Annotated in this window: 2 protein-coding genes; both read right to left on the bottom strand. The window is 49.7% G+C overall.

Annotated elements, in window-relative coordinates; translation table 11 throughout:
• Positions 1 to 27: 27 nt before the first annotated feature.
• Positions 28 to 3,111 (bottom strand): ExeM/NucH family extracellular endonuclease, encoded by a 3,084-nt coding sequence (locus AACH41_RS03635; protein WP_338656799.1) that lies wholly within the window; start codon positions 3,109 to 3,111, stop codon positions 28 to 30.
• 286 nt (positions 3,112 to 3,397) lie between these two features.
• Positions 3,398 to 13,657 (bottom strand): filamentous haemagglutinin family protein, encoded by a 10,260-nt coding sequence (locus AACH41_RS03630; protein WP_338656798.1) that lies wholly within the window; start codon positions 13,655 to 13,657, stop codon positions 3,398 to 3,400.
• Positions 13,658 to 13,668: the final 11 nt, after the last annotated feature.

Here is a 13,668-nt window from a genome sequence, read left to right as displayed (position 1 = left end):
AACAACTTATTGATTTGTTATGGTTGATTACCAGCGCACATCGCGTTGTGCATCCAGTTGATTCATGGCTAATCCTTTCAGTGTGACCAGTGGTCTGGCGGTGGCCGTCCCTCCTGTGCCATCGGCATCGATTTGCAATTGCACGCCGCCTGATACGCTCACCCAGCGGGCGAAGCCATCAGCAAACGGCTGGCTGCCGCTGTAACCCAGGCTTTGCAGTAGTTCGCTGATCTGCAACTGGTCTTCACCTGGCGTAAAGTCGGTAATGGTGTCAGTGGCATCACGCATGCTCTGGTAAACAAAGGTATCGCGCCCGGCCAGACCAGTGAGGGTGTCCGCACCCAAGCCGCCGGTGAGCACATCATCGCCTGCGGTGCCGGTCAGCGTATCGCGCTGATTCGTGCCATTGACTGTTTTCACCAATTGCACGCCGACAATGACCGGGTCATGGTCTGATGAGCGGTATGGACTATCGCTATACAGGTCTTGCGGTTTGAATTCGGTGTTGTAATCAATCACCATGGGCTCGTCGGCATTGATGTGCCAGTGGGTCGTGCCAGTCACTTGTGCCGCCATGCTGTTGCTGGCCAAGGCGTGGTCGATATAGCCAGACTCGCCATCAAACACATAGGAGTAATCACTGTCGCCACTAAAGCGGGCAATCTGGTCCTGCAAGCCGCCTGAGGTCAGGGTCAGGATAGGATCTTCTTTGCCATAGCTATTCAGGTCGCCAATCACCACTACATCCTGATCACCTGCTTGCGCTTGTACGGTATTGATGAATTGCAACAAACGATCGGCCTGGGCCACACGGCGCGTGTTGTAACAGCCCTGACCATCGCCCTGATCGGCATTGCTACCGGAGGCATCGGAGCAGCTCTTGGATTTAAAGTGGTTGACCAACACTGTGAATTTTTCGCCATTGGCCGCCTTGAAGGTTTGTGCCAAGGTTGGACGGTTGTTGATGCTGTCGTTATCAGACAAGGCCGCCGCAGCCGGGGTCAGCTTGGCAGGCTTGTAGATCATCGCCACTTTGATCGCGTCAGTCCCTGTGCCAGTCACTGGATCAGCAATCGCCGCATAAGTATTGGCACCAACCGCGGCATTCAAACCGTCTACCAGATTTTGGACAGCGGTGCTGCCGTTATTCTGGATTTCCATCAGGCCCACCACGTCCGCATTCATTGCACTTAATGCGCGGATGATTTTGTTACGCTGGCGGTTAAACTCGGCCAGGTTGTTGGCACCGCGGCAGTTAGAGGCAGAAACACTGCCGCCCAGGCTGCAGCCCTGGCCAGTTTGGCCGCTCGCTGTGGCGCCATTGGCAAAGGTGGTGAAGTAATTCAGCACGTTAAAGCTGGCAATCTTGAGATTGCCCGGCACACTGGCAGGCGCTGCCGTACGTGGGTTTTCACGCTGGAACTGCACAGGCTCGGTAGGATTCAACTTGTAATCGCGTGGGCCGGTGCTGGAGGCCGTGATCAGGCCATAATCAATCACCCCGGTCAGGTTTTGTACTATATCGCCGGCGCGCAGCGTATTGTCTTCCCCGATAAACGGGATCGGGTTAGGATTTTGTGCACTGCTGCCGTCATCGAGCACCAAACGGCGACGGGCATTCTCATCCGCTAACTGGGCTGCTGCCGCAGAGTTGGCTGGATACAGATTGCTAGGCTTGAGCATGCGGCCATCCGCAGACAGCGTGACTTGACCATAGCGACCCAAAAAGTAATTCTGTGAGGCGGTCATGGGGGTGGTGATACGCACCAGCATGCCCTCGTAGGCTTCCAGATCGCCCTCGGTCACTTCAGGCAGGCTAATGTCTGTCGGCAAGATGACATTGTTGCTGCTTAATACTTGCAAACCACTCACATTCACCAACTCAGTGATGGTATTGAACTCGGTCACGTTGGCAGTTAAGCGGATTTTTTGACCTTTGCTGACGGTAGGTGCAACGCCGGTTCCCAGGTACACAAACACACCGTCTGAGGTTTGTGGGTTGCCGTCACCGCTCGCATCTTGCAGATAAAACCCGTTCAGGCTTGGGAATACTGCTGTGACCACACCCTCAGTGGTGACGGTTTGACCATTCAGCGGGCTGACAGAGGCGGTGCCCAATGCGCTGCCCTGAATCTGGTAAATACGCGTGATATTGCTGTTTTTGATCGTGATATTGACGGTACAAGTCGCGGTCTGCGCTTCGTTATTGGCAAACTGGATATCGGCCGTATATTGTCCGGCTGGCAAGCTGCCATCCAGTTGCAAAGCGGCGCTGGCTGACTGGCCATCATTGCTGGCTGCGGCAAAATTAACCAGGCTCACGCCATTTGGCGCATTAGAAGCCAAGGTCGCTGCATTGACTACACTGTCAGCATCCGACGCCTGCACCTGGCCTGCACCTGCCTCGCCCACTTGCAGCGTAATCGCCGGGCAGGAAGTCACAATCGGTTGATTACCTGTGCTGCCACCACCACTATTGCCGCCACCGCACACATTCACGGCCGTGCTGCTATTGCGTGGCGCAGGCGTGCCAGCGACAAAATCGCTGCTGTTCTGGTTGGTATCCTGGCAACCGTCGCCTTTGCGCAACAAGGCCTTGCTGCTGCTAATCGCCGGCGCTGCTGAACCCTCAGCAAAGTTAGCCGTGCCGTAGCCCACCAGATCAGCAATCTGCGCCAACTGGCTGCTGCTACATGGGTTAGAGCTGCCATTACAAGTCAGGCCAGTACTGCTCTTAACCAGCACCACCTTGCCATTGGTGCCACTCATATCAGTGCCATTATTGCTGGCATCAGGCGTTGGCAAGGCTGAACCATTGGCTGCGCTACGCAAACCCACCAGGTAATATTGACCCGCTTGCAACAAGCCAGACAGAGTAGTCACCCCATTGGCAGAAAAATTCCCCGTCCCTGTCGCGCTGGCATACTGCACAGACCAGCCACTGATATCAACCGCAGCGCTACCGTTGTTGAATAACTCAACGTAGTCCTGGTTATACACACTGCCCTGTCCGCCATACACCTGACTAATCACCACCTCGGCATGTAAGGGAAGACTTAAAGAAGACCAGCCCAGACAAGCCAGCAACCAATGCATTTTTTTTAGTTTCATTCAGAACTCCGTCGTTATCCGCTCACGTAAAATCCTGAATACTTTAGCAACTTAGATTGCTGCCAATATTAATTTTCGCGCCATAACACTAGGTAGCTCGGACTATGAAAACTGCTAAAAAGAGGGCTAGATTTGTACTTTTTTAGTCTTGCTTGACTATGTGGCCGCTAGTCCGTGTAATCAGAACAGCCCTTAGAAAGACACTTCTTCATGACTCAGCAGAGGTAGGGATCAGAAATAAAAATGCCCACCAAAAGGCGGGCGTAAAAGTGTGAAATGTAACCGGCTAATCTTCGAGTCGAATGGTTTTAACCGTGACAATCGGTGGCAAGTCACGCGGAACAGTATTCTGGCTACTCATCTGGCTAGCCAGGTTTTCTGTCAGCGCGTTGCTTGCACCCGCAGAGGTGTTGGTTGAGTTCGCCAATGACCCGGCCAAGCTACCTGTATCTGCTGCAGGAACACCAGCCGAACTACCGGACACTGAAATATTGGAGGCATTCAAAATGACGGGGGCCCCAATCAGCAAGTTACCCGCCTCAATCCCCGCCTCACCTGCATCAAGTAATCCACGCGGCGCGAATAATGCGACGGAGCCTTTATCAGGTGCAACAATGCTGCCGCTTGGGCCATCAGGATCATAACTCTGGGCACGAATACCCGAACCTGAAGCGACCCCTTTCACCTCAACAGTAATATCGCCATATGCATTGGGGGTAACCACTCGCTCAGGCACTGATATCGCGGTTTTTGAACCCCGACCAGCATCAATATCCCCATGATTAGACCAGATCAAAATGTCACTGCCGTACTGTGTAATCACTTTAGACTGGTTCACCATAAAACTGCCGTCAGAGTAAGAATTAATGCTACCGCCTTTTTCAGTCACAATACCGATGCGATCACCCACAGAACTATTACCCGCGATACCCGCATTCACCAAGCCGCCAGGAGCAAACAAGCTGATATTGCCATTTCTTGAGGTTTTGATCTGACTTTGATACATCAAGATGTCACCGCTGTAGTCTTTGGCCGGGAACAGTGAGGCAATCACATTATCACTTCTTACCGTGCTCTTATTCTTCACGTACTCTTTACCAGCAGCCAACAACTCTACCTGGAACTCACGCAAGGCAAACACCTTTTGCTGGGTTTTATCCAGACTTAAAAAGCCTGCCATTGCTTCTTGCTGCGTATAGGGTTGACCCGTCACCGGATTTTTACTACCTGTGATTTCGTTCATATAAGCCTGCACCCGCGTTGCCGTGCCCTGACGATATTCCGCCAATGCCTCTGCATTGCCTTGTAGAGAGGCTGGGCCGGCGCCATTTGGATTAATATAAGTCCCCACAAAACCCTCTATATCTTCGCCAGATTGACCCATGCCAGCCAGCAAGGTGACATTCGCACTTTTATCGGAAAGATTGGGATTCACAGTATTTGCGAGCGAGAGAATGCCGCTGGTATTGCCCAGATCAATATTGCGACCAGCTTCAATCAGTACCTCACCAGGTCCATTAATATCGACACGCGAACCTAGTTCGCCGTTATCCATCACAAAGTCTTTACCCGCATGGATTTCAGACACATCACCAACATTATTGTGCTGAATAGAGGCATGTAAGGTCACGTTATTACCCGCGCTGATGTAAACCGGTTTTGATGATTTGATACCGTAAACATTGTCGACATCACTTGAAGGCGAACCGGTCAGTCTCACATCACCATCACGGGCGATGATTGTAGCTTGCGTTGAATCATTTTGATGCACAGGCACTGCAGAAACACCGGTTTTGATACTGGCCAGAATGCTGGTAATGGTACCATTGCTCGGGCTACCTATGGTCGGGTTAAACACATTCAACACTGTGCTTAAATCGGCATCCGAAATAAGAATGTTCGCTGTAGGCTTTGTCCCTCCAATTAATCCAGCTCCAGCAAGGACGTTACCCGCGGCCATCAAATTCAAATTACCGAGCTTACTAGGTGCAAGAATCATTCTATAGGCTGTGATATCGCCATTGAAAGCTGTTGCATTTACTGTACCAGGATGAATAGCTGACATATCAAGACCAGTTACAGTACCATACGCTTGCGAACTAAACCCTGTACTCGAAATAGATGTCCTGTTACTTTGGCCAACCTCGACATTGCCAGACAAAGAAGTCACGTTTAAAGCAGAGTCTTCAGCATAAGTATTGAAGAAAGTACTATTTGTAATTTGACTCGCCGCTGTTAAAACGCCTTGCATCCAAAGCGTTGGGTTAAAAGCCGTTTGTACTTTGATATTGTTTTTGGCTGTAACTGTTGCACTGGCATCCTGCAGAGCAATCACAACGCCATTGGCACCAGGTGCCTGGGCTGCATCTGCTGGTCCTGGAATGCTATCTCCCGCTTGTAAATCAAGCTGCCCACGACCGGCATAGTAGACACCATTCACAAGATTGCCCCCAGCGGACACAGACACATCCCCGCCACCGTTCACCAAACTTGTGCGGACTTCATTGCCTTGCGCATCCAGCGTTTTGACAAATTGAGCATTGGTTGCTGAGGAGGCGGAAACGTTAGTGATATTACCTCCAGCCTGAATGCTGACATTGCCGCCGCCCAGTGCAGCAATCCCCTGCTGGAACAAGTCTGGACGAACCCACCAGCTGGTATCTGCACCATTACCCCCCTGACGTAACAGCCACTGGTTGACGCTTTGTGTCGTGGCTACACCGGTAATGTTCCCGGCAACCTGAATGGCAATATCCCCGCCATTATTGACATAGCTTGCTGCCGTTGGCACATTGGTTCCAGTAGAAGCTGGCGTAAAACCAGTAAGATTAGGCACCTGTTTGCCGGCGGTGTAAATCACGGAGCCTGTATTTCCAAGTGACATATTGCCACCCACAGCAATTGTGATATTGCCCTCACCCGTACGGATGAGTTTGTTATTTTCGAGCTTGAAATCACCTGTCCCTGCCTGAGTCTCGGTGATATTTGCAGCGTTATAGTCGGCCCCGGCAATCAAATTAAAATTAAATGTGTTGGTATTTGACTGCAATAACCCAGCAGTCGTAGCGGTACTGAAGCCATCACTTAAAGATCCGGTCAAATTAAGATTACCATTTGAGCGCAAGGTCAATGACCCGCCACGCCCTGCCAACAAACTGCCAAACGAACGCAAGTTTATATCAGCAGGCCCAACCGTCATTGCGGTAGGAGAGCTACCCGCCGTACTGCGTACCTCTATGTGCGGCAATACTTTTGCAGCCACACCATCCTGAGTCACGCTATACGCACTCGCCCCGTTATTGGCATTATAAAAACTGTTCGTGTCCGTAATCATGCCAGCCATGGCTGCCGCAGTGAATGTATTCGAGGTGTAGGTACGGCTACCTTCAACCACCACCTCGTTAGCGCCTTTGATCGCCGAAGTGGTATTGAATGCAACATTCACAGTATTGGCCGTGCCATTGGTGCCACGACGCCCACGCAAGGTCACTGAACCATCTGCGCCATCCACACCTACATTGTTATTTGCGGCTTTGTCGTAGCCACTCACATCAATGAGTGCACCAGAATCTGCAGAAACGGCATTTTGAGTAGCCAGACTGTCAGAGGACAATAACACGGTCCCGCCTGAACCCGTTTGCAAATCTCCTGTTGACTGGTTCGCTTGTGTACCACGCGCGGTGATTTGGGCGGTATTCGTCAATGTCACCAATCCATTGGCATAAATCGCTACATCGCCACCTTTATCACCATCTGCATTGATATGACCCGCCACGGTAGCATTGCCATTATCAACACCGAGCGTAAATGTATGTGTCGTCACCGTATCGCTATTCGCGATAGTGACATCGCCATTACGTACCCGGATATCCCGGCTTTCGTTAACCTTACCGGTTTCTAACGCCTTGTTCACATCGCTGAAATTATCCAGATTGGAGACATCAAGCTGGAGTGAGGCCGTTTTCTGGCCTTGGGCAGCTTGACCTTGAAAGGTATTATCAGCCGTGATGAAACGGCCATTTTTCGCATCTACCTGCAATTTACCAGCGTTGCCTTTGGTTGTACCCCCAGACAGGTTGAGTAAACTGTTGCTATCCAGCTGCACATTGCCTTGCTGGGAAGTCAGGTGAATATTACCTGCATCAGTGGTTGCTGAATGTGTTTCATCAAACGCTACGGTTGCAGCCGACACATCAATGCCGCCGCCTGAGACGACTTTAACATCACCAGCCCGCGCCACAGCATTGACATCCCCGGCCTTCATGACCAGTTTTCCGCCCAATTGCATATCATTGGCAGACAAATTAAGCGTTGCGCCCAAACCAGAAGTGTCTGTGGGGGATTGACCATTCGCCTGTGTCTGCAAGCTACCTGTATTGGCAAATGTATAGTTACTGCCTGAATCTGCAGTGATCACCGCGCTATTCACAGTTGTCTGAGCAGCGTTTACATTCAATGTACCCGCCCCTGAAAAGCGCACGTCTTTGTTTGCATTCAGGGTGACAGTATTAAAACCATCAATGTTGCTAGAAACCTTGCCGGTATCTGCAAATGAAATCTGATTGGCATTGACAGTCAACTGACCCGTTGAAGCGCCAGGCGCTGTAAACAGGCTGTTATTGGTGTTTTTGAGGTTAAAGCTGTTCGCAAAAATACTCACATCGCCTGCATCATGATGTGCAATGCCTGCAGTATTAAAGGTAATATTCAGGTTGCTGTTGCCAAAGTTCACCGCGCCAAAAATATCAATATTTTTGTAGCTGTTGAAGGTGATCGCCGACAGGCGGCCAAAATCATCCAAAGTAGCCGAGCTGATGCGCGTAGCGCCAGCAACTGCCTTGTCTCCAATTGAATATTGATTTGACCCCAGCGTGACGGTACCCCCCTCTTCCACCTCAGCAGTGCCAGATAAATCAGCATTGCTGGTCGCATCCAGCACCAGTGAACGTGCCGCCTGAACGCTGGCGCCATCCGCTATTGTTAAATTGCCGGTGGTTGGCGTAGCCGATACATCGGTTCTAGAAAAATCAAAATCATTTTTGGCAGATACGGCCAGGACTGCACCATCTCCACTCGTGACCAGCGTCGTCTTATCTGTTTTATCAGCTCTTACACCTGTGCGGATGACTGCACCTTGATTCACGGTAATCGTATCTTTAGACGCTACGATGAATTCATCTGATTGCACCGCATGATTATTATCGTTAGTGAAACTGACATTAGAGGCTGTGGTGGTGATGGTCTGTTTATTACCAGTCACTGAGCGGCTACCGCCAAGCAGAATAGAGTCAGCGCGAATATTGTTGAGCTGATTTGCGGCAATCTGCAACACACCGGTCAGTTGTGGATCGACACTTGAAACAACACGAATATCATTCGAAGAAATATCGACCAGTGCCCCTTTACCGCCCGCAGCGGCACTGGTATTGATCGCCCCATCAATATTCAGGCTATTGCCAGCTGCCAGCACAAGTTGACCAGCATCTTTTGTCAGCCTCGGAATATCCTTGCCATCCCTCAATGCGTTTTTGGTCAATAAAGTATTGCCGGAGGTCAGCAGATAGTCTGCAACCCCTTTATAGTTTTTGCTGCCATAATCCTTGTAAAAAGTATCGCCATTAATGATATTAAAGCTGGTGTATTGACCTCGGCTGGTGCCATCCAACTTGGTCAAATAGCCTGAAGACAGTCCATTACCGTCTGACTGTGTTAACTGCGTGTTGAGTTGCAGATTAGTGCCGTTGGTGCTGATCAGGAAAGCGCCAGGTAAAAGTGCATAATGTGCAGGCAGTAGTGTATATTTTCCTGCCGCCAGACCATTGCCGCCGGACAGATAGATCGCCTGCCCAATGCCGACATCGGAACCAGAGTTCATCAAATAATCATAAGGCGCATATTGATTTCCCAATGATGGCAATACGGCGTAATAGCCTGCTTGGGATAAGGTATCCAATGAGCCGCCTATGCCTTGAATCCATTCATAAGCCAGCGTATCGCCATTCCCAGAGATATCAATACGGGAACCCGCTTGCAAATTCATGTTATTGGCATTAAGCGTAACTTTTTTCTTGTCAATGGCTGTCATGAAGGTGGTATTTTCACCCTTGGTCTCGGCAAGCTCACTCCCGCCAATCACCGTGACGGCATAAGGAATCAAACTCTCCTCTGCAGAGACTGAGGTCAAACTGCCAGGTGCCAATGTAAGATTTTGAGCAGCATTGAGGGTGATTTGGCCTAACGGCGCACGCAATACCCCCGCTTGGGTAATGGTGTCAGCATTTAAGGTCAGGGTCCCAACCGCAGATAAAGGCACAGTGCTCGGCGTGTTTGATTGGTTAGTGACCTCAATGGTGCTACCTGAGCCTGTTGCGTTCACAGTAAAGTCCACACCGGTTGCAGGGTAAATTTGAGCAGCGTCCAGATGTACCAGGCCAGGTGCCGAAAGCGATGCGAGGCTTTTTAAAGCAGTAAGCGTTCCCCGACCGCGAATATCTGATCGGCTCTGTAACAAGGTTTCTTTCACATGATTGAGGCTGACATCATTTTGCACTTCAATAAAGTTTGCCTGCGCCTTAAACGTATCACTACCCGCTGTCAGTTGAGTGCTTGGCATAGACACACTGCTATTGGCTAATATCAATGTAGAGGCAGTCAAGTTTGCCGAACCTGAGTATGACGTGGCATCCAAGGTTAACAGCGATGGCACACTCATTGTGGTATTGTCGAAGTGGATTTCGTCTCCGGCTACCGTACTGACATTGGCCACCTTCAAGGCCACATTATCAAACCCACCTTGGCGAATTTGTTCAGCTGAAATTTGACCAACACCTTTCGCGGTGGTCAAAGGCATCGCGGAATTAGAAGTGTTGATAAGGTTGCTGTTATTTCCACCTGCGGTATTGTTTGCCGCCATGATTACTTTGCTATTGGTCACATTTAATACACGTTGACCATTTGCAAAATACAATGGCGGATCACTACCCTCTGTACCCCGGCTGTACGCACCACCGAGTGTGATATTCAGAGTTCCCGCCTCCCCTGCCCCAGAAGCAGTACCAACTAATGTACCATCCAGTGCTATCCCGTCACGGCCAGTGAGCGAAATCGTCCCCGCACTCCCCGCAACAGACTGCCTTGAGTATCCCCCAACCACTCTCAAGTCAACGTTACCGCTGGTTCCAGAAACATCAATCCGAGAACCTTCCTTAGCTATCAGTACACCATTACCAGCAGTTAAAGAGATATTCCCCGCCTTGGTAACAAACGCTGAACGCAAATTACCGTCGCTGGCTGGTGGCCTCACATATTGTGCTTTAGCGACCAGAGAAGCTGTCTCGCCCAAATACAAACTCAGTGTAGGGTCAAAACTGTAATTGGGTCTTGTGAAGTCACCGTTATCCGGAATTTGATTGATTGAAAGATTAATGTCAGCCCCTGGCGCCGCAATGTCACCCAGAATCGTCATCTGACCGTTGGAGGTCAGCGTCACATTGCCACGTGGTCCAGTCTTGCTGGTGGGCGCATCCGTAATGATGCTTGCATTAGATTGCATGGTCAGGTCATCCCCTGCCTTCACCTCAAGACTTGTCGGTGACCGCAAGCGCCCAGCCATGGATGTTGTATTCACCAAGCCACTCAACTCACTACCACTTTGTGCAACCTTGGCAGCGGAGGTCAAGGTCCTTGCATGTTGCTCAGGCGTGATATTGACTGCACTATTCGCTTGATCACCAATTAAAATATCCCCGTTCCACCGCTGGGCATTACTCACGGTGAATTGAGAAAATCCCCCTTGTTTAAAGAAGTTTTCGGAAAGCCAGAGTGTGTCATTTTTCTGTGGGTTGGCTCCCCCCAGTTGGATATTTTCTACCAGCCCCGTTGACTGCTCACCCTGTAAATTGACAGTTAAATGCCCACCCAGCGTCTGCTGTCCGTTGATCAACATGCCGTAACTGCTAAAAGTACCGTCAGTGACCTGGTTATCTGCCAGCGTGACATTAATATCGCCACCTTTGCCGGCTACAGCCTGACCAAGCTTATTGAACCATGCGCCTGAGGAAGCATCCATTTTGGCACCTTGGCCTAAACGTAAACCATTATTGACAGTGATACTGCCGCCGTTGAGCCCAATCTTGCCATTCATGGCACCAGGCACCCCTGGAATATCATTGGTATACAAACCCGACACATTGATGTTGACATTATTGGCGACCACCACATCAGCATTTTGACTGGCCGCCAAGGTCACAGAGCCTGAGGGCAAACGAATATCCTGATTCACATTGACGCCACCACTGCCCTGGACGCTGAGGCTACCATTTGCTTGTAACTGCATTGCAGCATTCAGGTTTACCTGGCCGCTGGAAGCAATGTCTACACGATTGACCCCATTTGCCAGCATATCAGTACTGATCTCTGAGCTTTGCGTCTGCGCTGTACTCAGCTGGCTATCTTCGTTGAAGTCGTCATCAAGCTTTTTGGTTGAGGAAACAATATTCAGGCTACCAGAGTTGTTATAAACCAGCTTAAACTGGCCACCCAGTGGACTCGCATGATCAACCGTCTCACCGCGTTGATATAACCCTGCAACCGTGCTAGCCTGCACTGCTCCTTGCAAAGCCATATTGGTGGCTGTCAGACTCAAACTACCGGCATTGCCCCCCTCTTGGTAACTAGGCTGCCAATAGCCGCCAGCAGATATATCTGTCGCAATGCCTGCTGAAGACCGCCCATTCAAGCCATTGGCGGTCAACGCCCATGTTCTAGTTTGCCCTGAGCGCAAACTAGAGAGGGAGTAATAATCTTGAATACTTTGATAATTCACATTTGGCAAAGCGTCTGACGCCAGTACCCACTTGCCATTAATTAGTAAACTGCTCTCACGGATAGTCCCTTCATCATAAGTGATGCTGCCCGCCGAAAGATCAATTTTAGAGTCGGCTTTGCTAACGAAATTAACCGCTGAAAAATTGACCTGGCCACCGTCTGTAGAACGTTCTGCAATGGTTCTGGTAATACCCGCCTTCGCCTCATCAAGCACACTCTGACTTAATAGCTTGGTGCCTTTGCGTGCATCAAGAAATAACATCTTGCTAAATAAGTTACCGCCTCTTAGCACAGGCGAATCCCGTAACTGATCAGAGTAAAGTTGTATTGCTAACTGATTACGGCTCATGGGGGCGGTGGCATTGACCCCTGAAACATCAATGACAGCGTTATCGCCAAGATAAATACTGCTATTGTTATTTTGTACATCTGTCCCAGTCACAAACACATGGCCACTCTTAGCCGCGACAAGCCCATCAATATTGATATCTTTACCCTGTATATTGATCACAGAGCCATCAATTAAAGTGGTCGTTGTTTGCGTACCATTCAGCTTATATAGAGATTGTGGCAGGGTCTGCTTATCAGTAATTTCTTCTTTATCATCAACATCAATAGTCACCGATGTTTGACTATTTTTACCCAGGTTCACTTTGCCATACACTGGATTGATATTAACATCACCACTCTTGCTGCCAATTTGCTCAGCTTTTAGAAAAATGGAGCCATTCGCACGCACAGAAGTCGAAGCAGAAATGGTGCCTTGCTGGTTGACAGCCAACCCAATCAAGCTGGCATTACCATGATCAGCAACAATCTGGCCCAGGTTAGTCGCTGTACCCCCTGAGCTCACTTCGACGAGCAAGCCGGCAAATTTGTCTAGTGTACTGAGATAAATGGTTTTGCCTGCAGCGAGAATGGTTTGACCCTCAGGCGTTTTAATAATCCCGCTATTGGTGACATCTGGGGCGAGCAGCATGACACGACCACCGGATTTTGCGGTAATCTTTGCCTCCTCTTTGACCACATTGCCATCCTTGTCGTACTCTTTACCTGCAACCTCAATCACACCGACTGCGTCAGCAAAAGAAAACACTGGCTCATTTTTATTAGACAAAATACCATTTTTATAAATGGTCTCAATATTATTGCCATCCAGTGTTGTTGCCGTTAATGAGCCGACATTCACCTGCGAGCCTGCCCCAAAATAGATGCCGTTTTGGTTAACAATATAAACATGGCCATTGGAATTCAGTATGCCGTTAATATAGCTGGCAGAATTACCTGTGATGCGGTTAAGCACACTGGATTGTGCATCAGGCATATTGAAATTGACAGTCGCGTTTGAGCCGACATTAAAACTATTCCAGCGAATAATCGCATTACGGATCGCTGTATTAATGTTCATGATGTTATTGGCAGGGGTGTTAATTTGGACCCCACTCGGCAGTGTGTAGTTTGCGTCTTTTACTGGCAATGCGTTGACATCAATCGCCAACACCGGAGCAGATAAAATACTCAAGCAACCGGCCAACAACAATGCCACGGTGCCACTTGAAACTTTCCAAACAGTTAGTGGAATACCAGTCTCACTGTCGCAAGCATTGCCTTCGGAACAGACTGAAGTCACTGATTTTTGATGTGTACGCGCGATCTCGGCGATTGGCACCAGCATGCCAAGGCGTTTACTAAATACCAATTTAAATCGTAACTTGTTCATACGCTCACCTC

The sequence above is a fragment of the Methylophilus sp. DW102 genome, from assembly GCF_037076555.1.
Classification (GTDB): Bacteria; Pseudomonadota; Gammaproteobacteria; order Burkholderiales; family Methylophilaceae; genus Methylophilus; species Methylophilus glucosoxydans.
The sequence above is the reverse complement of the archived record's forward strand: the minus strand, read 5'-3'. Positions and strand labels throughout refer to the sequence as shown.

Coding starts and splice junctions, on each gene's coding strand:
- AACH41_RS03635 (WP_338656799.1), bottom strand. CDS start 3,111: ATGAAACTAAAAAAAATGCATTGGTTGCTGGCTTGTCTGGGCTGGTCT.
- AACH41_RS03630 (WP_338656798.1), bottom strand. CDS start 13,657: ATGAACAAGTTACGATTTAAATTGGTATTTAGTAAACGCCTTGGCATG.